This is a genomic window from Actinophytocola sp. (assembly GCF_035712165.1).
Taxonomy (GTDB): domain Bacteria; phylum Actinomycetota; class Actinomycetes; order Mycobacteriales; family Pseudonocardiaceae; genus DASYTH01.
The window spans coordinates 1-23124 of sequence record NZ_DASTBH010000348.1; the positions used below are offsets into that span (position 1 = coordinate 1).

Genomic DNA, 23124 nt, shown 5'->3' on the forward strand with positions numbered 1-23124 from the left:
TCGGCGTGCCGCGCAGGGTGAGCAGCAGCATCGCGGCCACCCGCGCCCGCGCCGGGCCGACCCGGGTGGCTATCCGGCTGCGGTCGTGGTTGCCCAGCGCCCAGTTGGGCCAGGCTCCGGGCGGCAGGGCGGCCTCGTAGCTGTCGACCAGTGCCGCGATGTGCTCGCCGGAGTAGGGCGCCGAGATGAGGTGCATGTTGGCCGGCAGGTGCACCCCGTCACCGGCGCGCCCGTAGTAGCGGACCAACCGGTCGAACGGCAGGTACAGCTCGGCGATCAGCAGGCCCTCGTCGTCACCGCGGTGGCCGTCCAGCACCCGGCGCAGCTCGGCGACGATGTCCAGGTTCTCCGGCCGGTCCGCGGTGAACTCCGGCAACAGCGCCTCGTAGGGCGGCAATCCGTTGTGGTAGGCCGGGTTCGGCGGGTTGTCGCGTAGCCGGTCGTCCTTGGTGAGCTGGCGGCAGGCATCCACCCGGAACCCGTCGACCCCGCGGTCCAGCCAGAACCGCAGCACGTCGAGCTGTGCGCGCCGCACATCCGGGTTGCGCCAGTTCAGATCCGGCTGCTCGGGCAGGTAGGCGTGGTAGTAGTACTGTCCGGTCGGCTCGTCCAGGGTCCACGCCGGGCCGCCGAACACCGAGCGCCAGTTGTTCGGCGGGCCGCCGTCCGCGCCGGGATCGGCCCAGAGGTACCAGTTCCGGGCCGGGCCGTCCCGGCTGGCCCGGGCCGCGAGGAACCAGGGATGCCGGTCCGAGGTGTGGTTGGCCACGAAGTCCACCAGTACCCGCAGACCGAGCCGGTGCGCCCGCGCGACCAGCGCGTCGAAGTCCGCCAGCGAACCGAACAGCGGGTCGACCGCGGTGTGGTCGGCGACGTCGTAGCCGAAGTCGGCCATCGGGGACGGGTAGAACGGGCAGATCCAGACCGCGTCCACGCCGAGGTCACTCAGGTAGTCCAGGCGCGCGGTGATCCCGGCCAGGTCGCCGGTCCCGTCGCCGTCGCCGTCCTGGAACGACCGGGGATAGACCTGGTAGACGATGCCGCGCTGCCACCACTTCACCGCGTCCATCTCCCCAAGTTGCCACGGATGGACCTATTCGGCTCAGCCGCTGGCCACCTACTCTGGGAGCGCTCCCAGAATCAGGCGCACGACCCAGGGTGGAGTTCGATCATGCGCAAACCAGCCGTGTTCTCCGCAGCGCTCACGATCGTGGCCGTCGTGACCGCACTGTTGTTCCTCAGCCCGACCCCGTCGGCGCAGGCCGCCGGGATCCGGATCATGCCGCTCGGTGACTCGATCACCGGCTCGCCCGGCTGCTGGCGGGCGCTGCTGTGGAACCGCCTGCAGAACACCGGCCACACCAACATCGACTTCGTCGGAACGCTCGGGCCGCAGGGTTGTGGTGTGCCCTACGACGGCGACAACGAAGGGCACGGCGGGTTCCTGGCCACCAGCGTGGCCAACCAGAACCAGCTTCCGGGCTGGCTGGCGGCGACCACGCCGGACATCGTGGTGATGCACTTCGGCACCAACGACGTGTGGAACAACCTGTCCCCCGACACGATTCTGGCCGCGTTCAGCCGGCTGGTCGACCAGATGCGGGCCAGCAAAGCCACGATGAAGATCCTGGTGGCGAAGATCATCCCGATGAACCCCGGCAACTGCGCGGAATGCGCGCAGCGGGTGGTCAACCTGAACAACGCCATCCCGGCCTGGGCAGCGTCCAAGACCACCGCCCAGTCCCCGATCACCGTGGTCGACCAGTGGACCGGGTTCAGCACCGCCGGCGACACCACCGACGGCGTGCACCCCAACGGCGCCGGGGACCAGAAGATCTCCGACCGCTGGTACCCGGCGCTGGTCGCGGCGCTCGGTGACGGGCCGCCCACCAGCACCACCACGACGACCACCACGACCACGACGACGACCACCACCACGACGACCACCACGACCTCGAACCCCGTGCCCGGCTGCCGGGCCGAGGTGCGGGTGGCGAACCGGTGGCCGGGCCAGTTCCAGGTGGAGATCACCGTGCGCAACACCGGGACCAGCCCGATCGGCGGCTGGACCGTGCGGTTCTCGCTCGGTGCCGGAATGTCGGTCAGCCAGTCCTGGAACAGCGAGATGAGCCAGAGCGGGCAGAACCTCACACTGCGCAACCTGAACTGGAACGGCTCGATCCCGCCCGGCGGCTCGGTCAGTGTCGGGATGATCATCAACGGCGATCCGGCGAACTGGACGCCGACGCCGGTCTGCTGAGGTTTCGGTTACAGCAGCCGGAGTTGCACGTCGCGCGGCCGGCGGCGGAACACCGGTTCGCCGACCTGCTCGCACACCCGGGTGTCGAGGTCGGCCAGGAACGGCGAGCGGGTGGCCGCGACCGGTGTGCCGCGCCGGGTGCGGCGCGCGGCGTGGGTGAGATACAGGTGCTGGCGCGCTCTGGTCATGCCGACGAACAGCAGCCGGCGCTCCTCGCACACCTGCTCGTCGTCGGCCGGGTTTCCCGGCCAGTGCAGCGGCAGCAGGCCGTCCTCGCAACCGACCACGAACACCACCGGGAACTCCAGTCCCTTGGCGGCGTGCAGGGTCAGCAGCGAGATCCGGTCGGCGCGCGGGTCCCAGGTGTCCACCTCGACCCCGAGCGCCAGTTCGGCCCGGAACGCGGCCAGGTCCGCGCCGCACCGCAGCGCCAGCGGGGTGAGCAGGTCCACCGCGGCGTGCGTCTGCGCGGCCCGGCCGTCCTGTTCGGACGGTGGAATGCGGTCGATGATGGTGGCCGCGGCCGCTCGGATCCGTTGCGCCACCGGCGATGCCCGGGTATAGCCCAGTTCGGCGACGATCTCGGCCACGCCGGGCCGGTCCGCGAGCCGGTCGTGCGAGCGTTTCTGGAACGGCAGACCGGCCTGGGTGAGCGCGTCCATCACCGCGTGCGCCTGCCGGTCGGTCCGGTACAGCACGGCGAAGTCGGACAGGCCGAGGCCGGGCGTGCCGTCCGCGTCCACCCGGCCGCTGTCCAACGCGTGAAACGACGCTCCACCAAGCAACTGCTCCACCCGGCGGGCCACGAACGCCGCCTCGGTCCGCTCGTCGGCGGCATGATGCAGGCCGACCAGGGCGTCGCCGTGCCGGCCCATCGGCCACAGCGACCGGTCCGGCACCAGGGTGGTGGGCTCGATGGCCTGGAGCGCGGCGGTCAGGATGTGCGGGTTGGACCGGTAGTTGCGGCTGAGCGGGATCGTGCGGGCGCCGTCGAAGTCCTGCCGGAACCGCAGGAAGAACCCGACATCGGCGCCGCGGAACCGGTAGATCGCCTGGTCCGGGTCGCCGATCGCGGTGAGGTTGCCATACGGCGGGGCGAGCGCGCGCAGCAACCGGTACTGAGTTTCGTCGACGTCCTGGTACTCGTCCACCGAGATCCAGCGGTAGCGGTCCCGGTAGTGCGCGACCAGGTCCGGATCCGACTCCAGCAACCGGACCGGCAACGCCACCAGATCGTCGAAGTCGACCAGATCATTGTGCCGCAACGACTTGGTGTAGCGCTCCAGTTCGGCGGAGGCGGTTTCGGCGCCGCGTGCGGCGAGCAGCCTGCGGGCGGCGCGCTCGTCGCCGGTCACCTCGGTGGCGATGGCGTGCTGCTGGACCGGGTCGGCGATGCCGAAGCCGGCGGTCAACCCGAGGCGGTCGTGCTGCTCGCGCAGGATTCGCAGGCCCAGTGCGTGGAACGTGGCCACGGTGATCCGGTGCGCCTGCCGGGGCAGCAGGGTCGCGAGCCGCTCGGACATCTCCTCGGCCGCCCGGCGGGTGAACGTGATCGCCAGGCACTGCTCCGGCGGCACGCCGCGAGCGGTCACCAGGTGCGCGATGCGATGGGTCAGCGTGCGGGTCTTGCCGGTGCCCGGACCCGCGATGATCAGCAGCGGACCGCCGGGGACCTCGGCCGCGGAGCGCTGCTCGGGATCGAGCCCGTCGAGCAGGCCCAGCGGTTCGGCGGCCGGCACCGGCGGCCGGGCCGGGGCCGGCTCCGCCGCCGGGCGCGGCTGCCAGGTCTGCTCGGCGGGCTCCGGCAGGTCGAACAGCGCGTCGTCGAACAGGACCTGGGCGCCGCGGGTGAGCTCACCCGGCTCGAACAGCCTGATCACCCCGTACTCGCCGTCGTATCCGGCGTCGCGACGCACCTCTCCTCGGCGCAACCGGGACACCGCCTCGGCGAGCAGCGCCGCGTGCGGCTCGATGTGGTCGACCGGGAGGTCCTGCAGGATCGCCAACTCCGGACCGAGAGCGGCGGTGAGCCGGTCGATCTCGGTGAGCACCGTCTTGCTTTTCGGTCCGGTGCCGAGGATCTCGCTCATGATCTCCGGCAGCGGAACCAGGTTGTCGAACCCGGCGGCGCCGTCCGGCCGGACGCCGTGCGGCCGGTCGGCCAGTTCCTCGACCCGGCTCAGCACGCCGATCGTGAGCGGCTTGCCACACTCCGGACAGATCCCGTTGTGGGCGCGGGTTTGCGCCGGGTCCAGCCGAACACCGCACTTGCGGTGACCGTCCACATGGTACTTCCCCTCCTCGGGGAAGAACTCGATCGAACCGGCGTGGCCGTCGCCGGTACGCAGCGCGCGCAGGACGGCGTAGTAGTCCAGGTCGGTGTCGAACACGGTGGCCTCGCGCCCGAGGATCGGCGGCGAGTGCGCGTCGGAGTTGCTCACCAGGCGGTAACGGTCCAGACCGGACACCCGCCAGTTCATCGCCGGATCGCTGGACAGCCCGGTCTCCAGCGCGAAGATGTGGTCGGCGAGGTCGGCGTAGCAGTCCTCGACCGCGTCGAACCCGGACTTCGAGCCGAGCACGGCGAACCACGGCGTCCACACGTGTGCCGGCACCAGGTAGGTGTCCTGGCCGGACTCCAGGGTGATCTCCAGCAGGTCGCGGGAGTCCAGGCCGAGGATGGGGCGGCCGTCCGAGCCGAGGTTGCCGATCCGGCCCAGCCGGCGGTTGAACTCGGCGGCCGCGTCGAAGTCGGGGACGTAGACCAGGTGGTGCACCTTGCGGGTGCGCTCGGCCCGCTTGTAGATGGTGGAGATCTCCACCGAGAGCATGAACCGGACCTCGGCGGCGGCCACGGTGGCCGGCAGCCGGCGGGTGATCTCCCGGTCGAGGTCGGCGCGCAGCCGGAACAGTCCCGGCTCGGCCGGGACGAGGTTTTCCCGCAGGTGGTCGAACCAGGCGGGGTGGGTGAAGTCGCCGGTGCCCACCAGCGTGATCCCCTTGCGCCGAGCCCACCAGCTCAGATGCTCAAGGTCGCAGTCCTTGCTGCAGGCCCGGGAGTACTTGGAATGAATGTGCAGATCAGCACGGAAACGCACCCGCGAGATCCTGCCACAGCCCACTCCCCCGGCTCCGTGGCCGCACCGCCCGGCATCATCCGCTGATCGGCTAGGGTGCCCCGGCTCTTCCGGTACGTTTGCGGAATGAGCCTGGCGAACTGGGCCGGCAACATCACCTTCAACGCCCGCGAGCTGCACCGCCCCCCATCTGTCGAAGCGCTTCGACAGATCGTGGCGCGGGCCGACCGGCTCCGGCCACTGGGCACCGCACACTCCTTCAACCGCATCGCCGACACCCGGGGCGAACAGGTCTCGGTCGCCGGCCTCCCGCCGGCCGTGGAGATCGACACCGACCGGGCGCAGGTGCGGATCGCGGCCGGTCTCCGCTACGGGGAGTTGGCGTCCCGGCTGGACACCGCCGGGTTCGCCCTGCCCAACCTCGGCTCCCTGCCCCACATCTCGGTCGCCGGCGCGTGCGCGACCGGCACGCACGGCTCCGGGATCCGCAACGGCAACCTCGCCACCGCGGTGTCCGGCCTGGACCTGGTCACCGCCGGCGGCGACATCGTGTCGGTCGACCGGGCCGACCCGGACCTGTCCGGCATGGTGGTCGCGCTGGGCGCCCTGGGCGTGGTCACCAGCCTGACCCTCGACCTCGTCCCGGCCTTCGAGCTCCGGCAGTACGTGTTCGACAACCTCCCGCACGCCGAACTGTCGAACCGGTTCGACGACATCCTCGGTATGGCCTACAGCGTCAGCCTGTTCACCGACTGGACCGGCCCCGTGGTCAACCAGGTCTGGGTGAAACAACGCACCGTCGAGCCGCCCCGGCTGCCCGCCACCCCGGCCGACGGTCCCCGCCATCCGGTGCCCGGCATGCCGACCGCGAACTGCACCGAACAACTCGGCGTGCCCGGCCCCTGGCACCACCGGCTGCCGCACTTCCGCCTCGAGTTCACCCCGAGCAGCGGCGCGGAACTACAGTCGGAGTTCTTCGTCCCCCGCGCCCGCGCCTTCGACGCCTTCCAAGCCCTGGATGACATTCGCGACCGGATCGCGCCGGTCCTGCAGATCTCCGAGATCCGCGGCATCGCCGCGGACGACCTGTGGCTGAGCCCCTGCTATGGCCGCGACTCGGTCGCCTTCCACTTCACCTGGATCGACGACACCGCCGCGGTCCTCCCCGTCGTCGCCGCCGTCGAGCAGGCCCTGGCCCCGTTCGATCCGCGCCCCCACTGGGGCAAGGTCTTCCACGATGTCCAGCGTGGACAGTACGAACGATTGCCCGACTTCCACCGCCTGGCCGACCGCTACGATCCCGCCGGAAAATTCCGCAACGAGTTCCTCGAGCGCCACGTCCTGGGCTGACCCCGGGGCGCATGCCGAGAACCGATCAGCAGACGTCGAACTCGTTGCCTTCGGGGTCGGCCATCGTGACATGGTGGCCGTCGGTCACCCACAGCACGGTCGCACCGGCCGCCGTCAGCAGCTCCGCGTGCCCGGTGATCCGGGCCCAGCGCTCCTCGGACGTGCCCTCACCCGCCACCCGGATGTCGATGTGCATCCGGTTCTTGACGACCTTCGGCTCGGGCACATCGATCAGGGATAGCCGTGGGCCGCGGCCCTCCGGGTCGCACAGCCACGCCCCACCACCGTCGTCGTCCGGGAGGTCGAACTGAGCCAGCCACTCCTGCCTGGTCCGGTAGGGCGCCGGCGGCGGTTCGTCGATGTAGCCCAGGGCGAGCTTCCAGAACTCCGCCAGCTTGGGCGCATCCGCGCAGTCGAGCGTGAGATCTATCCGGTGCGCCATGGTCCGATCGTATCCCGCGGCTGCAGGGGGCCTAGATCCGTTTGATGGTCGCGAACCAGGCCGGTGCGCCGTGTGCGTCGTGGAATCTGGTGTGGACGCGGTCGGCGGTGATGGTGACGATCGTCCATCCGGTGGTGAAGGCGGCGCGAAGGTCGTCCTGGGTGATCGGGTGCGGGCCGGTGTCGGGGCCGGTGTCGCTGAAGCACAACAGGTAGAGGTTCGCGCCGGGGGCGGTGACCGACGCCAGGCTCGCCGCGTAGCGGGGGCGCTCGTCGGCGTCGAAGGTGTGGAACAGGCCGCAGTCCAGCACCGTGGCGAAGGTGCGGTCCAGGCGGTCCAACTGGAACGCGTCGGCTTGGGCGAACTCGGCCCGGAGTCCGCGTTCCGCGGCTTTCGCCCGGGCCATGGCCAGCGCCGTCTGGGCGACGTCGACGCCCAGCACGGGCAGTCCCAGCGCGGCGATGTGCAGGGTGTTCTCGCCGGTTCCGCAGCCCGCGTCGAGTACCGGGCCGGTGAACCCGCCCGCGTCGGCCACCCGAACCACCGCGGGCTGCGGGTCGCCGATGTCCCACGGTGCGGGGCCGCCCTGGTACGACTCGTCCCATGGCCGGCCCATTCGCCGTTCCTCGTTGGTCGGGTGCCGGCCACCGAACGGATCTGACACCGCCGCCTCCTTCCCGAGCGTGATCTCGCCACCGCCATCGTGGCACGCAACCGATGGTTGCGCGATGGCGGCCGCACGGCTAGCGTGATACGCAACCAAACGTTGCGCATGGAGGAGCCGCATGGAGTACGGCAGCATCGAACGGGAGATCCACGTGGACGCCTCGCCCGAGGTGGTCTTCGAGGTGGTCAGCAGCCCGGAGCACATCTCGCAGTGGTGGACCGACGACGCCGAGTTCGACACGACCCCCGGCGCGGTCGGCGAGCTGGTCTGGGGTGAGCGGGCCCAGGTCGTGCCGATGACCGTGGTGCAGGCGCAGCCACCCCGGCTGTTCTCGTTCCGCTGGTGCTATCCCGACGACGACCCGGCCGACGCGCTGCTGATCACCTTCGAGCTCACGCCGTCGGGCCGCGGCACCACGATTCGGCTCACCGAGACCGGGTTCCGGGAGAAGGGCTGGTCGGCCGCCCTGCTGGCCGAGCAGTACCAGGAGCACTGCATCGGTTGGGACACCTACCTTCCCCGGCTCGGGGACTACCTCGCGCGGCTGGTGTCCAGCCGGTGACCGCCGCCGTCGACGACGACCTGTGGTCCGCGGTCGGGGATCCGACCCGGCGGCGGATGCTCGACCTGCTGCTGGCCGACGGCGACGGCACGGCCACCAGCCTCAGCGAGCGGTTGCCGGTGACCCGGCAGGCGATCGCGAAACATCTCGGCGTGCTCGACCGCGTCGGCCTGGTCCACGGCACGCCCGCCGGGCGGGAGCGGAGGTACCGGGTGGACGAGGCACAACTCGCGCGGGCGGTGAGCCAACTGTCCGCGGTGGGCGCGGCCTGGGACGCCCGGCTGCGGCGGATCAAGCGGATCGCCGAGGCCATTCAACGGCAGAAAAGAGAGGAATAGACAATGGTGGACATCCTGCACAGTGTCGGAATCAAGTCGCCCGCGGCTCCGGTCTACGCGGCCCTGACCTCCGTGGAGGGACTTTCCGGCTGGTGGACGACCGATACCCGGGGCGACGGCGACGCCCTCGGCGGTGAGATCCAGTTCCGGTTCGGTCCCGGCGGGTTCGACATGAAGGTCCTCGACCTCGACCCCGGCAAACACGTGCGCTGGGAGGTGATCGGCGGACCCGACGAGTGGATCGGCACGCACGTGGACTGGAACCTGAACCAGGACGACGGCTACACCCGTGTTCTCTTCAAGCACGAGGGCTGGAAGGAGCCGGTGGAGTTCATGCACCACTGCAGCACCAAGTGGGCGGTCTACCTGATGAGCCTGAAGTCCCTGATCGAAACCGGAAAGGGCGCGCCCGACCCGCACGACGTCAAGATCGACAACTGGAACTGACGCGGATACGCCGTCACCGGGCCGCGGTTGTCCCGCGGCCCGGTGCGGAGCGGATGGTTCAGCAGCCGCTGCTGGAGTCGCCGCCGTCCACGCTGCAGCTGTCGGTGCCCAGCCCGCCGTTGGCGGTGTCGCCGCCGGCGCCGTCCTGGACGTCGATGCTGTCGTTGCCGACGTTGCCGGACAGGTCGTCGGTGCCGTCCTCGTCGACCAGCGTGTCGTTGCCGTTCTGGCCGTCGAGGGTGTCGTTGCCGGGACCACCGTTGATGGTGTCGTTGCCGTTGTCGAACAGATGCAGCAGGGACCCGAGCAGCGTCTCACCGTCGTTGTCGTCGTTGCCGGCCTGCCCGTAGATGGTGTCGGAGCCGTTGCCGCCACCCACCGCGTCGTCACCGTCACCGGCGTAGATCACATCATCGCCGTTGCCGCCATCGATCGTGTCGTTGCCACCCAGCCCGCAGATCACATCGTTGCCGCTGGTGCCATTGAGCGTGTTGTTGCCCGAGGTGCCGATGATCGTGCACCCCAGCGCGTTGTTCACCGTGGTGGACTCCGCGTCGGTGTTGTTGCCCGACGACGGGTCGGACTCGTTGGCCGACACCGTCGAGGTGGCGGTGATCGTCCCGGTCGCCGACGGCGTCACCGAGATCAGCACCGTTGCCCCACCCGAGGCGGCGATGCTGCCCAGCGAGCACGACACCGGCGCGGTGCCCGAGCACGACCCCTGCGACGGGGTGGCCGAGTTGACCGTCCACGCCGCACCGGAGGCCCCGGACAGGCTGGTGGACACCGAAACCCCGGTCGCCCCAAGGGGTCCGCCGTTGGCCACCGACACCGTGTAGGTGTACGGCGAACCACCCACCGACACCGGATCGGCCGAATCCACCACCGACACCGATACATCCGCACCCGGAATTGTCACGGCGATCTCCAGATCACCGGACTCGTCACCGAGGACGCCGCCGACCTGGATCCAGTACGTGGTCGACGAACTCGCCTCGAACTCCAGGTATGACGTGACCACCAGCGGAGGTGGCGTGGCGTCGTCGTTGCAGTCGACCTGGGACAGCGACTCCAAGCCGGTCCCGGTGAAGACGGCCAGGGTCGTGTCGAAGTCCGACCCGGCTGTACTGATCGTGACGTCGGTGCCGGAACTGATGGTCAGCCCATACCACACCGTGTTGCCGATCTTGTCCGAGAAGCAGCCGTTCTCCAGTGTCTCGCCGCTGCCGGCTTCCTGACCGGCGTCGGTGGTGTCCACGCTGTCGGTGAACGAGCTGGAGTGGATTTCGGCGTTGGCGAAGTCGTCGTTGGGTGGGGCCGCCGCCCAACTCGGCGTCGCGGACACAAGCGCGAAGCCGATCGCGGCCACGAGTGCCGTGGCCGCGCCCAGCAATCGCTGACCAAATATGCGTCTCATTCGGTGCCTCCTCGCAAAATCCCTTTGCGTGCTCAAGGGGTTCGTGGAGAAGACACCCGGTCGGGGGTTGATCGCCAGCGCGCGTACCGCCCAGCGGAACACTACTTTTCGCCGCTAATTGCGGGCAACGGAATGGTGTTCCGCGTGGCGGTACAGGCGCTTGCCAAAGCGTGCCAGTGGGCGCATTCTCGGCGGTTTGGCCGGCGTCAGGTGTGGTTGGTGAGGGTGGCGAGGGCGGATTTGGCGAGCAGTTCGAGGGTGGCCGGCGCGGGGTCGCCGTCGGCGATGAGGATCGCGTAGCGGAGGCCGAGGGAGTCGCCGGGGGCGATGGGAACCTCGGCGCTGAAGAACGGGGCCGGGCACAGGCAGGCGAAGATCTCCGAGCGGACGAACCACTGGGTGGGGTGGCCGGGGTTGTCCGGCGAGTCAACGAAAACCAGGGTGGAGTGGCGGCCGTGGTCGTCGTGCCGGCCGGTGAAGGCGAGCCACGGGGCGCGGATGCCCATCAGGTCGTCGGCGCCGCTGACGCCGGGAGCGTGCACCCGGCCGCCGGAGAACGACCGGGGACCGCGCCAGAACAGGCCGCCGTAGCCGGCGTTGGGCCGGCCTTCCGTTGTGGGACTGCCGATCCGGATCTCCCGGTCGGTCAGGTTGGTCAGCGCGGTGCCGAACGACAGAATCCACGCGGTGCCGGCCGCGTCCAGGCTGACGGTGAACCGGCGGTGCTCGGCGAACCAGGTCGCCCCCGCCTCGGTCACCCAGTCCAGTCGCTGTCCGATGTGGACGGACACTTCGGAGGCGTCGAGCCGGTAGAAGTCGCGGTGGCGCATCGCGCCGTTGTTGGGCAGTTGCTGGTAGCCCCCGCCCCGGGTGTAGGTCACGCCGCCCCAGAAGTTCGCCGGGCCGACGTTGGGCAGCGACCACGAGATGCCCTTGTGCCACACATGGTCGTGCGGGCGGTAGAGGGTCACCAGGTCGCCGCCGAGGGTGTAGACCGGATGGAAGTACGGCCGGGGCGACTCCAGCCGGGGGTCCCATGGCCGGTAGACGTAGCGCAGCAGATCCCGGCCGTCATGGGTGATCCGCAGCGACCGCCCGTGCTCGTGCAGCAGGTGCAAACCGGTGACCGGCGGCTCCTCGATCATGCCCGGCCCCCGACCGGCTGCGGCCCCCAGGGCGCGCCGGTGCCGTCCATCCGGCTGTAGAACGGTGAAGCGGGGCCGATGTCGCCCCGGGTCACCGGCGCTCCGGTGAACGACGAGGCGTAGATCGCCGCCGCCAGTTCCATGGTCGCCCGGGTGTCGGCGATCGTCACCGGCGGCGGCGCACCGGACTCCAGCGCGTCGAACACCGCGGCGAACTGGGCGGCGTGCCCGCTCGGCCGGCCGGTCAGCCCCTCCGCCCAGGCGCCGGTCACCGCCTCCTCGTGCCCGGGCGCCGGGGTCACCGTCCAGTTCGAGTCCCCGTAGTGGTACAGGTGTTCCAGTTCCACGGTGGCGTGCTCGAAGTCGAGCCGCAGATAACTGGTCTGCCGTGGGGAAAGCAGGCTGTTCACCACGGTCGCCACCGCGCCGTTGTCGAACGTGACGATGGCGCAGGACAGATCCTCGGTCGCCGTGGCCCGCGCCATCCGGCTGGCCACCGCGACCACCTGGCGCCACGGTCCGAGCAACCACAGCAGGAGATCGAACTGGTGGATCCCGTGCCCCATGGTGGGTCCGCCGCCCTCGGTCTCCCACCGGCCGCGCCACGGCACGGCGAAGTAGTCGTCGGTGCGCAGCCACAGCGTGTTGCACACGGCGGTCAGCGGCCGGCCCAGCCGGGCGTCACCGACCAGCCGCCGGGCCGACCGGGCGCCGCCGCCGAACCGGTGCTGGAACACCGTGGCGAACCGGCCGCCGCCGCTCGCCTCGGCCGAACCGATCGCAGCCAGTTCGGCCAGGCTCAGCGCGGGCGGCTTCTCGCACAGCACGGTGTGCCCCCGGGACAGGCAGCGCACCGCCTGCTCACGGTGCAGCCAGGGCGGGGTGCACAGGTGGATCACGTCCGGGGACTCGTTGTCCAGCAACGTATCCAGCTCGGTGTAGCGGCGGGTCACCGACCAGGTGTCGGCGAACGCGGTCAGCCGCTCGGTGTCCACGTCGGCCACCGCGACGATCCGGGCCCGGCCGTCGAGCTTGCGGAGACCCTCGGCCTGCACCGAGGCGATCCCTCCGGTGCCGACGACGGCGACCTCGAACGTCCTCAATGGACACTCACGTCCGCGGTGAGCCGGCGCCGGTGGTCCAGCACCCGCTCCGGACCGACCAGGCGCAGGCCCACCACATGACGCGGCGCCGCGCTGGACGCGGACAGCCGCAGCTCCAGATCCCCGGCCTCGACGACGGTCTGGCCACGCCGCCCGGTGAACGCGGACAGGTCGGCGTGCACGGTGAACCCCACCCGCCGCTCCTCCCCCGGCTCCAGCTCGACCTTGGCGTACCCGATCAGCCGCACCGTCGGGCGGGTCACCTGGGCCACCGGGTCGTGCAGGTAGAGCTGGACGACCTCGGCTCCGGCCATGGTCCCGGTGTTGCGCACCGACACCGACACGGTGACCGACCCGTCGGTCCCGGTCACCGCGTGGTCCCCCGGTTGCTGCGCGCGCCCGTCGACCTCGACGTCGGTCCAGCTGAACTCGGTGTAGGACCGGCCGTGCCCGAACGGGAACAGCGGGGTGGGGTCGACGTGGGTGAGCTCGCTGCGCTGGGCCAGCGGCGGGACGAGGTAGGTCACCGGCTGACCGCGGCCGTGCCGGGGCAGGCCGATCGGCAGCCGGCCGGACGGGTTCACCCGCCCGGCGAGCACCGCCGACACCGCCGGTCCGCCCTCCTCGCCGGGGAAGAAGCACTGCAGCACCGCGGCCACCCGGTCGACGAACGCGCCGAGGGCGTAGGGCCGGCCGGACAGCAGCACCAGCACGACCGGCGTCGCGGTGTCCAGCAGGGCGGTGAGCAGGTCCTCCTGCGCGCCGGGCAGGTGCAGGTCCTCGGCGTCGCACCCCTCACCGGAGGTGCCGCGGCCGAACAGCCCGGCCCGGTCGCCCAGCGCCACCACGCACACCTCGGCCGACTCGGCGGCGGCGACCGCGGCGGGGATGCCCGACTTGTCGTCACTGTTGACGTCACAGCCCACCACGTGCTCGATCGGCGTGTTGGGCAGCTCGTCGGCCAGGGCTTCCAGCAGCGTCGGGATCTGGATGCCGAGCGGCACGCCGGGATGCTGGATGCCGACGTGGCTGGGGAAGGTGTAGCAGCCGAGCATCGCCGCGATGCTGTCCGCCTGCGGCCCGACCAGCGCGATCCGCGCGTCCGGCCGCAGCGGCAGGGCGCCGTCGTTGGTCAGCAGCACCACCGACTCCTCGGCCAGCGCGCGGGCCAGCCGGCGGGCGTGCGGCGGGTCGAGGTCCAGGCTGCCGCGCAGGTCCCGCGAGTCGTGGCCGTCCGCGCTGATCACGGCGTCCAGTGCGGGCGGAACCGGTCGCCAGTCCGGGTCGAGCAGGCCGAGCTCGCATTTCTGCAGCAGCACCCGGGTGACCGCCTGGTCGATGAGCTGTCCCGGGATCGCGCCGTCGCGCACCGCGGCCAGGAGCGGGTCGCCGAAACAGTCCACGTTCGGCAGCTCGACGTCCACCCCGGCGGCCAGCGCCAGCCCGGCCGCGTCGGCCGAGTCGCCGGCCACGTGGTGCAGCGACTGCAGGAACCGCACGCCGAAATAGTCGGACACCACGGTGCCGTCGAAGCCCCAGGTGGTCCGCAGCAGCCCGGTGAGCAGGTCCGGATCGGCCGCCGGTGGCACGCCGTCGACCTCGGAGTAGGAGTGCATGACCGAGCCCGCGCCGGCCCGCACGCCGAGCAGGAACGGCGGCAGGTGCACATCGGCCAGCTCACGCGGGCCGACGCCGACCGGCGCCATGTTCCGGCCGGCCCGGGAGTCGGCGTGCCCGGCGAAGTGCTTGAGGGTGGCGATCACGCCGGCCGACTGCAGCCCGCGCACGTAGCCGGCGCCGATCGTGGCGACCAGGTAGGGGTCCTCGCCGATGGTCTCCTCGGTGCGTCCCCAGCGCGGATCCCGGTTGACGTCCAGCACGGGCGCCATGCCCTGGTGCACGCCGACGCTGCGCATCGCCTGGCCGATCTCGGCGGCCATCCGCTGCACCAGGTCCGGGTTGAACGCCGAACCCCAGGCGAGCGGCGTCGGGTAGACCGTCGCGGTCCAGGTCATGAACCCGGTCAGGCACTCCTCGTGCACGATCGCCGGGATCCGGAACCGGCCGGCGGTGAGGATCTCGCCCTGCAGCCGGGCCAGCGCCATCGCGCCAACGGCCGGGTCCACCGGGGCGCTGCCGAACGGGCGGGTGAGCTGCCCGAGGCCGAGCTTGATCAGCTGCGGCCAGGCCAGGTCGGGCTGGATCAGCTCGTGCTGGAAGGGCGCCACGTCGTCGCCGTCCTCCGGCACGCCGGCCCAGATCCCGTACAGCTGCGCGACCTTCTCGGCCAGCGTCATTCGGCCGACCAGATCGGTCACCCGGTCCGTCGGGGACAGGCCGCGGTCCTGCCACGGCTCCAGCTCTCCCGTCACCAGCACGGACTTCTCGCCCGCCATGCCGGGAGGTCCGCCGTTTTGGCCCTCATCACTGCGCATCGTTTCGGTGCTCTTCCGGAAGTTTTGCCTACACGGACCGCCACAGATGAGCCCAAACGTAGTCCGCGGAAAGCCCTTTCATCAAGGGGTTGACCGGTTTTTTGCCTGGTCGTAGCCTGCAGGCTGGATCCCGTAATTTTCGAAACTATTGCGGAAGGGCCAGCGTTGGCGCGCCTCTCTCAGGCGGTGGCCGAGCCCACCCGACCCCGACCGGTGACCCGGTCCCCGGTCCCCGCCCGGCGGCGCCTGACCTGGCGGCAGCGGCTGGGCCAGGACAAGGTCCTGGTGTTGCTCGCCCTGCCGGGGATCGTCTCGCTGATCCTGTTCCACTACCTGCCGCTGCTCGGCAACGTCATCGCGTTCAAGGACTACCAGCCCTACGTCGGCATCCTGGCGAGCCCGTGGGTCGGCCTGACCAACTTCGCGGTGATCGTCAACGGCGACCCGCAGTTCGTCAACGCGCTGACCAACACCGTGATCATCACGCTGCTCCAGGTGCTCGTGGTGTTCCCGGCGCCGATCGCGCTCGCCCTGCTGCTGCACAGCCTGATGTCGGAACGGATCAAGCGGGTCGTGCAGAGCGTGCTCTACCTGCCGCACTTCCTGTCCTGGGTGATCGTCGTGGCGATCTTCCAGTACATGCTCGGCGACGCCGGACTGCTCAACAACGTCATGCGCGACGTCGACATCGGCACGGTCAGCATCATCGGCAACCCCGACGCGTTCAAGGCCCTGGTAACCGGCCAGGTGCTGTGGAAGGACGCCGGCTGGGCCACCATCCTGTTCCTCGCCGCGCTGGCCCGGATCGACGGCACGCTCTACGAGGCGTCCGCGGTCGACGGCGCCGGGCGCTGGCGGCAGCTGTGGCACGTCACGCTGCCCGGGCTGCGCAGCCTGATCATCCTGCTGCTGATCCTGCGGCTCGGCGACTCGCTGTCGGTCGGCTTCGAGCAGATTCTCCTGCAGCAGCAGGCGGTCGGCGCGGACGCCAGCGAGGTGCTGGACACCTACGTCTACAACAACGGGATCCTGGCCGGGGAGTGGGGCCCAAGCGCCGCGGTCGGCATGGTCAAGGGCCTGGTCGGGTTGTTGCTGGTGCTCGGCGCGAACCGGCTGGCCCACCGCTTCGGCGAGCGAGGGGTGTACCAGTCATGACCGCACCCGGCATGCATCCGCCGAGCGTCCCCGCCCGCGCCGCCAAGGGTCTGGTGCTGTTCGTCTGCTGCGCGGTGGTGATCGTGCCGTTCATCACCGTGGTGTCCACCAGCCTCGCCACCCGCGAGCAGGTGACCAGGTCCGGCGGCATGGTCTTCCTGCCCGACGAGGTCAGCTTCGCCGCCTACCAGGCGATCCTGTCCGGCGGAGTGGTCACCCGGGCCACCATGGTCAGCCTGTTCGTCACGATCACCGGCACCGCGCTCAGCCTGGCCGCCACCACCCTGCTGGCCTACGGCCTGAGCCGGCGCGGATCGTTCGCCGCCAAGCCGTTCCTGATGATCGTGCTGTTCGCGCTGCTGTTCACCCCGGGCATCATCCCGGCCTATCTGATGGTCAAGAGCCTCGGTCTGATCGACACCTACTGGTCGCTCATCCTGCCGGTGATGATCAACGCGTTCAACGTGATCATCCTACGCGCCTTCTTCATGGACCTGCCCGAGGAGGTGATCGACAGCGCTCGCATCGACGGGGCGGGCGACCTCGCCATCCTGTGGCGGATCGTGCTGCCGTTGAGCAAGGGCGTGCTGGCCGTGGTCGCGCTGTTCTACGCGGTGTCGTACTGGAACGCGTTCTTCGCGGCGCTGCTGTACCTCAACGACATCTCGATGTGGCCGCTGCAGCTCGTGCTGCGCACCTACGTGGTGAACCAGACCCAGGTCGGCGTGGACCAGCTCGGCGTCGCCGGTGCCGACCTGCCACCCCAGGAGGCCGTCCAGATGGCCATCCTGGTGCTCTCCATCATCCCCATCCTCGTCGTCTATCCCTTCGTGCAGCGGCATTTCACGAAGGGCGTCCTGATCGGCGCGGTCAAGGGCTGAACCCTGCGGAGGAGATCCATGAGCGAGCTTGCGAGCGAATCAATGAACACTGTGTCCGAATCGCACCACCGAGCCTGCGAGGTTGTGCGATGAGCAACAAACCGATCATCGACCGCCGCCGGTTCCTGTCCGGCACCCTCGCCACCGCCGCGTTGGGCGTGGCCGGGCCGGGCGTCCTCGCCGCCTGCGGCTCGGGGGCCACGCAGGACACGACGGCCGCCACGGAAGGGCTCAAACTTCCCACCTACCAACGGTTCGAAGGGGTCAAGGCGGACCTGCCCGGCAACGAGCAGGGCCTACTGGACGCGTTCCTGAACTACCCGTCGCCGCCGGTGAAGGCGTTCGACGCCGCGCCCGGCGACGGCGGCGTGGTCTCGGCGTTCGTGCAGACCAACTCCCCGGTGCCGCCCGCCCTGGCGCAGAACCAGTTCTGGCAGGCGCTGAACAAGCGGCTCAACGTGGACCTGCGGCTGACCATCGTGCCCACCGCGGACATGGGCACCAAGTTCGCCACCCTGGTCGCCGGCGGCGACCTGCCCGACATCATCGAGCCGGCACTGTTCCTGCCCAACGGAATGCCGTCCGGAATCGCGAACCTGCCGGCCTGGCTGAAGGCCCAGTGCCACGACCTGACCCCGTACCTGTCCGGCGACGCGGTCAAGGAGTACCCGTTCCTGGCCAACCTGCCGCCCGCCGCGTGGCGTCAGTGCCGCTACAACGGCGGGATCTACGGTGTGCCGGTGCCGCGCGGCGTCGGCGGCACGCTGACGTTCCGCCGCGACGACATCCTCAGCCAACTCGGCGTGAACCCGCAGCCGGCCAGCTTCGCCGAACTCCGGGACCTGGCCAAGCAGGTCTCCGACGCCAAGGCCAGCCGGTGGGCGTTCGCCCAGGCACCGCTGGACTTCATCCGGCAGACGCTCGAACTGCCCTGGCGGTGGCGGGAGGACGGCGGCAAGTTCACCAGCGGCTACGAGATGGAGCCGGCCAAGCAGGCGCTCGCCGACGCCGCCGCGCTCAACCAGGCCGGCACGATCCACCCGGACAGCACGGCGAACAACGCGCCGGTGAAGAAGTGGTTCAACTCGGGCCAGGCGCTGTTCATCAGCGACCGGTACACCGCGTGGCCGCAGTTCTACGCCGACAACGTCGCCGGAGCGGCCTTCGCGATCAGCGGCCTGCGCCCGCCCAACTACCAGGGCGGCGGGTTCGCCGGCACCTGGCAGGCCGAACCCACCAACAACTTCACCGCGTTCAAGAAGACCAGCGAGGACCGGATCAAGTACATGCTCCGGCTGGCCAACTGGTTCGCCGCGCCGTTCGGCACCGAGGAGTACCTGTTCAAGGCCTACGGGGTGGAGGGCGTGCACTACAACATGAAGAACGGCGGACCGGCCCGGACCCAGGAAGGCGTCGCGCAGACGGCGCTGGGCATCATCTACATCGTCGACGGCCCATCGGTGATCTTCATTCCGGGCAACGCCGACGCCACCCGCAAGTCCTACGAGTACCAGAAGTCGATCATCCCCACGTCGGTGCGGGACCCCAGTGTCGGCCTGTACTCCGACACCTGGTCGCGCAAGCAGGGCCAGCTCGGCCAGATCATCAACGACGCACAGCAGGACATCCTCAGCGGCCGCAAGCCGGTCTCGTCCTGGGACGACGCCGTCAAGACCTGGCGCACCACCGGGGGCGACGCGGTGCGCAAGGAGTTCGAGGAGGCCTTCGCCCGCGAGAACAGCTGACCGGACTTGGGCCTGCGGCCCAAACTACGAGTGCCACGCCGGGTCTGTGGGCGACCCGCGCGTGGCACTCGTGGTTTCTAGGAGACATCGGCCGGCGCGTAGGACAGGGTGACCAGGCCGGAGCCGAGGGTGCGGGTGTTCAGCAGCCGCAGCCGTTGGTTGACGCCGTCGGCCCAGATCATGTCGTCGGGACCGCCGACGCCGGCCAGGTGCGGGTGCACCCAGAGGAAGATCTCGTCGAGCAGGCCGTGCGCGAGCAGGGTTCGGGCGACCGGGCCGTAACCGTGCATCAGGATGTCGCCGGGTTGCTGCCTCAGCCTGGCCACCGTCTCGACCAGATCGGAACCGAGCACCGTGGTGTTGTTCCACTCCGCCGTCTGCAGGGTGGTGGATGCGACGTACTTGCGCATGCTGTTGAGCCGGTCGGCCAGTTCGCCGTCGCGGGTCGGCCAGGCGCTCGCGTAGACCTCGTAGGTGTTGCGGCCCATGAGCAGGGACTCGCTGGCCTGAAGCTGTTCCAGGGCAATGGTGTTGGTCTCGTCGTCGACGAAGTCGAAATGCCACTTGTCCATGTGGTTGATGACGCCGTCGAGGCTGACGAACGTGGAGTTGATGACGCGGCCCATGGTGATCTCCCTATCCGACGCTGGGTTGGATGTTCTGGTTGAGATGGAACACGTTGTGCGGGTCGTAGCTGTCCTTGAGCGCGACCAGCCGGGCGAGCTTGTCCGGGGTGTAGGCGCGACGGACGCCTTCCGCGCCCTCATCGGCCAGCGAGTTGACGTAGACGCCGTTGGCGAACGGCGCCATCGCCGCGGCGCTGCGCCGGGCGGCGGTCATTCTCGCCTCGTCCTCGGCGGGGTCGGTCCAACTGGTGCCGGTGCCGAACTCGAAGAGCGTCCCGCGATGGGAGAACGCGGCGTCCTCGTCCGGCACGTCGGCGATCGCACCGCCGTAGGCCTGCAGGCCGACGTTGGGCCGGAAGCCACCGTCGGACGTGCCGCCGTGCACGAACGCCTCGATGGCCCCGTCCGGGAACTCCTTGAGGTAGTGGCCCTTGGCGTAGCGGCGCAGCGAGTGCCGTGCGACGGTGTCGTCCCGGCACTGCAGGTCCACATAGGACATCTCGGTGACGCTGCTGGCGGCCGGCCGGCCGAGCGCCGCGAACCGGCGTGCGAGCCGCCCGGCGCCCACCGGGTCGCCGACCCAGACGAAGCCGAGGACGACGTTGCCGTCCGCGCCGATGGCGGCGGTGAAGGTGGCCTCGCGGGGCGCCTCGGCGTTGAGGTCGCGCCACGCCCGGAGCGCCGCAATGGCCTTGTCCAAGGGAAAGGTGTACTCGGCGACCAGTGCGCGGGTGCCGGCCGGGTGCAGCCGGAACTCGAACTCGGTGACGATGCCGAAGTTGCCGCCGCCGCCGCGCAGACCCCAGAACAGGTCCGGGCGCTCGGCGCGGCTGGCCCGTACCACGTCCCCGTCGGCGGTGACCATCGTGTAGGACAACACGTTGTCGCAGGCCAGGCCGTACTGGCGAGCCAGCCAGCCCATGCCGCCGCCGAGCGTGAGGCCGCCGACGCCGGTGTGCGAGACGTTGCCCGCGGTGGTGGCCAGGCCGTGCCGCTGCGCGGCCCGGTCCAGCGCGCCGAGCAACGCGCCGCCCTGGACCCGGGCGCGCCGGGCGGCGGGGTCGACGTGCACGCCGCCCATCGGCGTCAGGTCGATCATGAGGCCGTCCTGCGGGACGGCGAAGCCCATGCCGCTGTGTCCGCCGCACCGCACCCCGAGCTCCAGGTCGAGGTCGCGGGCGGTCCGCACGGCGGTCACCACGTCGGCCACGCCGGCCGCCCGGACGATCATCCGCGGCCGGCGGTCGATCATGCCGTTCCACACGGTGCGGGACTCGTCGTAGCCGGCGTCGCCGGGGCGGAGCAACTGGCCGTCCAGCCGGCCGATCCTGTTCGCTGTGGTCATGGCAGAAGCCTGACAGCGAATCGGTACTGCGATAAGGTCCGATTCGATGGCCGATACCAGGTCCAATTCGCGCGTCGCAGCCCTGCTGATCGATCTTCAGCGGGACGGCGGCGACGCGCTGCACCGCCAGATCGAGGGGTCGATCCGGGAGGCGATCCGATCCGGGCGGCTGCGGGTCGGCACGCCGCTGCCGCCGACCAGAGCACTGGCAGCCGACCTCGGGGTGTCCCGGGGCGTGGTCGTCGAGGCCTACCAGCAGCTGGTCGCCGAGGGGTACCTCACCAGCCGCACCGGTGGGTACACCGAGGTCGCGATCGGGTCGGAGCCGGCCGTGCCGGCGGAACCGGCCGCCCCGGTGCGCCCGCCGTTGATCGACTTCGGTTACGGCCGATCCGACGTGTCCAACTTCCCCCGCAGCGCGTGGTTGCGCTCGATCCGCAGGGTGCTCGCCGACGCTCCCAACGAGCGGTTTCTCTACCTCAGCGGGCGCGGCATGCCGGAACTGCGCCAGGCGCTGGCCGACTACCTCAACCGGGTGCGCGGCGCCTCGGTCGACCCGGACCACGTGGTGATCGTCAACGGGTACGCCCAGGGCATCGCGCTCATCATCGGGGTGCTGGCCGGGTCGGGAGCCCGGCGGCTGGCGGTCGAGGACCCGTCGGCCGACGACGACGCCCGGCCGGTGGCCGCCGCCGCCGGGCTCTCGGTGGTCGGGGTTCCGGTCGGCGAGGACGGGATCCGGGTCGACGCGCTCGAACGCACCGACGCCGACGCCCTCGTGCTGACTCCGTCGCATCAGTGGCCCACCGGTGGTGTGCTGTCCGCCGAGTCCCGGGCCGCGGTGCTGCGGTGGGCCACGCGGCGCGGGGCGGTGGTCATCGAGGACGACTACGACGCCGAGTACCGCTACGACCGCGCGCCGATCGGTGCCATCCAGGGCCTCGCCCCGGACTCGGTGGTGTACGCGGGCTCGGCCAGCAAGACCCTCGCGCCCGGGCTGCGGCTGGGTTGGCTGGTGGTCCCGGGCGGTCTGGTCGATGCGGTGGCGGCGGCCAAGATCACCGCCGATCGCGGCTCCCCCGCGCTGGACCAACTCGTGTTCGCCGACTTCCTGACCCGCGGCGAGTTCGACCGGCACCTGCGCCGCATGCGTCCGATCTACCGCCGCCGCCGCGACCTGCTGCTCACCGCACTGCGCGACCGGGCGCCGCTGTTGCGGCCGGCGGGAATCGCCGCCGGCCTGCACCTGGTCGCCTGGCTCCCGCCGGATCTGGACGAGGCCACCGTGGTCGCGGCCGCCGCCCGGCGCGGCGTGGCCGTCCACGGCGTCACCCCGTATCGCCTGTCCAGCGCCGGCCCCGGCGGGCTGATCTTCGGCTACTCCGCGCTGAGTGAGTCGTCCATTGTGGACGGGGTGGCGTTGATCGGCGAGGTGCTCGACGAGTTGCGCCCGGAGTCCTGACCAAGACCCCACGAGGTGATTCCTATGCTTGACGCCGTGCGTCGACTCTGGCTTGGCACCGTCGTTCTCGCGCTTGCCGCGTGCTCCGAGCCGGCGCCGCAGAGCGCCGCGCCGACCGCTCCGCCGGCCGCGGACCAGTGGTCGCAGCGGGCGGCGGCGCCGATGGCCCGCACCGAGGTGGCCGCGGCGTCCCTGGGCGGCCGGATCTGGGTCCTGGGCGGCATGCCGGACTCGGGCAAGCCGGCGCCCGAGGTGATGATCTACGACCCGGCCGGGGACCGGTGGAGTCCGGGACCCGCGCTACCGCAGGGTCTGCACCACACCGCCGCGGCCGGCGACGGCAGCCGGCTGTGGGTCGTCGGCGGTTACGTGGAAGCGGGCTCCGGCCACGCACCCACCGCGGCGGTCCGAATGATCGACTCGGCGACCGGGTCCTGGACCGACGGGCCGGCGCTGCCCGAGCCCCGGGCCGCCGGCGCGCTGGCCTGGGACGGCAGCCGGCTGCTCTACGCCGGCGGAGTGGGCCCCGCCGGGCTGGCCGACGACGTCTTCCAACTGCGGGACGGCCGGTGGAACCGCCTCGGCGCGCTGAGCCTGCGACGGGAACACCTCGCCGCGGCCTCCGACGGCGCCGGCACGACCTGGTTCCTCGCCGGCCGCCAGGGCC

Annotated in this window: 20 protein-coding genes; 10 read left to right on the forward strand and 10 right to left on the reverse strand. The window is 70.7% G+C overall.

Annotated elements, in window-relative coordinates:
- On the reverse strand, positions 1 to 1069 hold a 1069-nt coding region (locus VFO68_RS19375), incomplete at its 3' end, for an alpha-amylase family glycosyl hydrolase (RefSeq protein WP_325159734.1).
- A 102-nt stretch (positions 1070 to 1171) separates the two neighbouring features.
- Between VFO68_RS19375 and VFO68_RS19380 the strand changes: the two genes are divergently transcribed.
- Positions 1172 to 2260, forward strand: a complete 1089-nt coding sequence (locus tag VFO68_RS19380) for a cellulose binding domain-containing protein (RefSeq protein ID WP_325159735.1) — start codon at positions 1172 to 1174, stop codon at positions 2258 to 2260.
- A gap of 8 nt (positions 2261 to 2268) precedes the next feature.
- Here VFO68_RS19380 and VFO68_RS19385 read toward each other — a convergent pair whose 3' ends face one another.
- A complete protein-coding gene (locus VFO68_RS19385; RefSeq protein WP_325159736.1) occupies positions 2269 to 5358 on the reverse strand; it encodes a UvrD-helicase domain-containing protein in 3090 nt (1029 codons plus the stop codon).
- A gap of 105 nt (positions 5359 to 5463) precedes the next feature.
- Here VFO68_RS19385 and VFO68_RS19390 point away from each other — a divergent pair, with 105 nt between their 5' ends.
- Positions 5464 to 6687 carry an FAD-binding protein gene (locus VFO68_RS19390; RefSeq protein ID WP_325159737.1) on the forward strand — a complete coding sequence of 408 codons (1224 nt, stop codon included), beginning with the start codon at positions 5464 to 5466 and terminating at the stop codon, positions 6685 to 6687.
- A gap of 25 nt (positions 6688 to 6712) precedes the next feature.
- Here the strand turns inward: VFO68_RS19390 and VFO68_RS19395 are convergent, their stop codons facing one another.
- Both VFO68_RS19395 and VFO68_RS19400 read right to left on the reverse strand, forming a co-directional pair.
- Entirely contained in the window at positions 6713 to 7129 is a 417-nt protein-coding gene (locus VFO68_RS19395) for a VOC family protein (RefSeq protein ID WP_325159738.1), read from the reverse strand.
- A gap of 31 nt (positions 7130 to 7160) precedes the next feature.
- The gene (locus VFO68_RS19400; protein WP_325159739.1) at positions 7161 to 7793 is read right to left on the reverse strand and encodes a class I SAM-dependent methyltransferase; all 633 of its coding nucleotides are present in this window, start codon (positions 7791 to 7793) and stop codon (positions 7161 to 7163) included.
- Between the two features lie 121 nt (positions 7794 to 7914).
- Here VFO68_RS19400 and VFO68_RS19405 point away from each other — a divergent pair, with 121 nt between their 5' ends.
- From VFO68_RS19405 to VFO68_RS19415, 3 genes are read left to right on the forward strand one after another with little or no spacing between them, the layout of a single operon-like run.
- On the forward strand, positions 7915 to 8358 hold the full coding sequence (locus VFO68_RS19405) for an SRPBCC domain-containing protein (RefSeq protein WP_325159740.1): 444 nt from the start codon (positions 7915 to 7917) through the stop codon (positions 8356 to 8358).
- The gene (locus VFO68_RS19410; RefSeq protein WP_325159741.1) at positions 8355 to 8696 is read left to right on the forward strand and encodes a metalloregulator ArsR/SmtB family transcription factor; all 342 of its coding nucleotides are present in this window, start codon (positions 8355 to 8357) and stop codon (positions 8694 to 8696) included. The genes VFO68_RS19405 and VFO68_RS19410 overlap by 4 nt, the downstream gene beginning before the upstream one ends.
- 3 nt (positions 8697 to 8699) lie before the next feature.
- Positions 8700 to 9143, forward strand: coding sequence for an SRPBCC domain-containing protein (locus VFO68_RS19415; RefSeq protein WP_325159742.1), 444 nt, complete (start codon positions 8700 to 8702; stop codon positions 9141 to 9143).
- A gap of 58 nt (positions 9144 to 9201) precedes the next feature.
- Here the strand turns inward: VFO68_RS19415 and VFO68_RS19420 are convergent, their stop codons facing one another.
- From VFO68_RS19420 to VFO68_RS19435, 4 genes are all read right to left on the reverse strand, one after another.
- Positions 9202 to 10560, reverse strand: coding sequence for a hypothetical protein (locus VFO68_RS19420; RefSeq protein WP_325159743.1), 1359 nt, complete (start codon positions 10558 to 10560; stop codon positions 9202 to 9204).
- A 206-nt stretch (positions 10561 to 10766) separates the two neighbouring features.
- Positions 10767 to 11705 carry a PmoA family protein gene (locus VFO68_RS19425; protein WP_325159744.1) on the reverse strand — a complete coding sequence of 313 codons (939 nt, stop codon included), beginning with the start codon at positions 11703 to 11705 and terminating at the stop codon, positions 10767 to 10769.
- The gene (locus VFO68_RS19430) at positions 11702 to 12808 is read right to left on the reverse strand and encodes a Gfo/Idh/MocA family oxidoreductase (protein WP_325159745.1); all 1107 of its coding nucleotides are present in this window, start codon (positions 12806 to 12808) and stop codon (positions 11702 to 11704) included. Before VFO68_RS19430 ends, VFO68_RS19425 begins: the two co-directional genes overlap by 4 nt.
- Positions 12805 to 15204: a glycoside hydrolase family 3 N-terminal domain-containing protein gene (locus VFO68_RS19435; RefSeq protein ID WP_325159746.1), complete on the reverse strand. Its 2400-nt coding sequence runs from the start codon at positions 15202 to 15204 to the stop codon at positions 12805 to 12807. Before VFO68_RS19435 ends, VFO68_RS19430 begins: the two co-directional genes overlap by 4 nt.
- A gap of 252 nt (positions 15205 to 15456) precedes the next feature.
- Here VFO68_RS19435 and VFO68_RS19440 point away from each other — a divergent pair, with 252 nt between their 5' ends.
- The 3 genes from VFO68_RS19440 to VFO68_RS19450 all read left to right on the forward strand — a co-directional run bounded on the left by VFO68_RS19440 (position 15457) and on the right by VFO68_RS19450 (position 19024).
- Positions 15457 to 16398 (forward strand): ABC transporter permease, encoded by a 942-nt coding sequence (locus tag VFO68_RS19440; protein WP_325159747.1) that lies wholly within the window; start codon positions 15457 to 15459, stop codon positions 16396 to 16398.
- Positions 16395 to 17279, forward strand: coding sequence for a carbohydrate ABC transporter permease (locus VFO68_RS19445; protein WP_325159748.1), 885 nt, complete (start codon positions 16395 to 16397; stop codon positions 17277 to 17279). Before VFO68_RS19440 ends, VFO68_RS19445 begins: the two co-directional genes overlap by 4 nt.
- Before the next feature lie 89 nt (positions 17280 to 17368).
- On the forward strand, positions 17369 to 19024 hold the full coding sequence (locus VFO68_RS19450; RefSeq protein WP_325159749.1) for a hypothetical protein: 1656 nt from the start codon (positions 17369 to 17371) through the stop codon (positions 19022 to 19024).
- A 77-nt stretch (positions 19025 to 19101) separates the two neighbouring features.
- On the opposite strand, the gene VFO68_RS19455 is transcribed toward VFO68_RS19450, so the two are convergent.
- Both VFO68_RS19455 and VFO68_RS19460 read right to left on the reverse strand, forming a co-directional pair.
- Positions 19102 to 19650, reverse strand: coding sequence for a dihydrofolate reductase family protein (locus VFO68_RS19455; protein ID WP_325159750.1), 549 nt, complete (start codon positions 19648 to 19650; stop codon positions 19102 to 19104).
- A 10-nt stretch (positions 19651 to 19660) separates the two neighbouring features.
- Positions 19661 to 20995 (reverse strand): FAD-binding oxidoreductase, encoded by a 1335-nt coding sequence (locus VFO68_RS19460; RefSeq protein ID WP_325159751.1) that lies wholly within the window; start codon positions 20993 to 20995, stop codon positions 19661 to 19663.
- A gap of 46 nt (positions 20996 to 21041) precedes the next feature.
- Here VFO68_RS19460 and VFO68_RS19465 point away from each other — a divergent pair, with 46 nt between their 5' ends.
- Together VFO68_RS19465 and VFO68_RS19470 are read left to right on the forward strand one after the other, a co-directional pair.
- Positions 21042 to 22457, forward strand: coding sequence for a PLP-dependent aminotransferase family protein (locus VFO68_RS19465; RefSeq protein ID WP_325159752.1), 1416 nt, complete (start codon positions 21042 to 21044; stop codon positions 22455 to 22457).
- Positions 22458 to 22493: 36 nt separating this feature from the next.
- Positions 22494 to 23124: Kelch repeat-containing protein (locus VFO68_RS19470; RefSeq protein WP_414635531.1), on the forward strand; the 631-nt coding region annotated here is incomplete at its 3' end.

Excerpts from the sequence above, each read along its gene's own strand:
- VFO68_RS19380 (WP_325159735.1), top strand. The coding sequence starts at position 1,172 with ATGCGCAAACCAGCCGTGTTCTCCGCAGCGCTCACGATCGTGGCCGTC.
- VFO68_RS19390 (WP_325159737.1), top strand. The coding sequence starts at position 5,464 with ATGAGCCTGGCGAACTGGGCCGGCAACATCACCTTCAACGCCCGCGAG.
- VFO68_RS19395 (WP_325159738.1), bottom strand. The coding sequence starts at position 7,129 with ATGGCGCACCGGATAGATCTCACGCTCGACTGCGCGGATGCGCCCAAG.
- VFO68_RS19405 (WP_325159740.1), top strand. The coding sequence starts at position 7,915 with ATGGAGTACGGCAGCATCGAACGGGAGATCCACGTGGACGCCTCGCCC.
- VFO68_RS19415 (WP_325159742.1), top strand. The coding sequence starts at position 8,700 with ATGGTGGACATCCTGCACAGTGTCGGAATCAAGTCGCCCGCGGCTCCG.
- VFO68_RS19420 (WP_325159743.1), bottom strand. The coding sequence starts at position 10,560 with ATGAGACGCATATTTGGTCAGCGATTGCTGGGCGCGGCCACGGCACTC.
- VFO68_RS19425 (WP_325159744.1), bottom strand. The coding sequence starts at position 11,705 with ATGATCGAGGAGCCGCCGGTCACCGGTTTGCACCTGCTGCACGAGCAC.
- VFO68_RS19435 (WP_325159746.1), bottom strand. The coding sequence starts at position 15,204 with ATGGCGGGCGAGAAGTCCGTGCTGGTGACGGGAGAGCTGGAGCCGTGG.
- VFO68_RS19445 (WP_325159748.1), top strand. The coding sequence starts at position 16,395 with ATGACCGCACCCGGCATGCATCCGCCGAGCGTCCCCGCCCGCGCCGCC.
- VFO68_RS19450 (WP_325159749.1), top strand. The coding sequence starts at position 17,369 with ATGAGCAACAAACCGATCATCGACCGCCGCCGGTTCCTGTCCGGCACC.
- VFO68_RS19455 (WP_325159750.1), bottom strand. The coding sequence starts at position 19,650 with ATGGGCCGCGTCATCAACTCCACGTTCGTCAGCCTCGACGGCGTCATC.
- VFO68_RS19460 (WP_325159751.1), bottom strand. The coding sequence starts at position 20,995 with ATGACCACAGCGAACAGGATCGGCCGGCTGGACGGCCAGTTGCTCCGC.
- VFO68_RS19465 (WP_325159752.1), top strand. The coding sequence starts at position 21,042 with ATGGCCGATACCAGGTCCAATTCGCGCGTCGCAGCCCTGCTGATCGAT.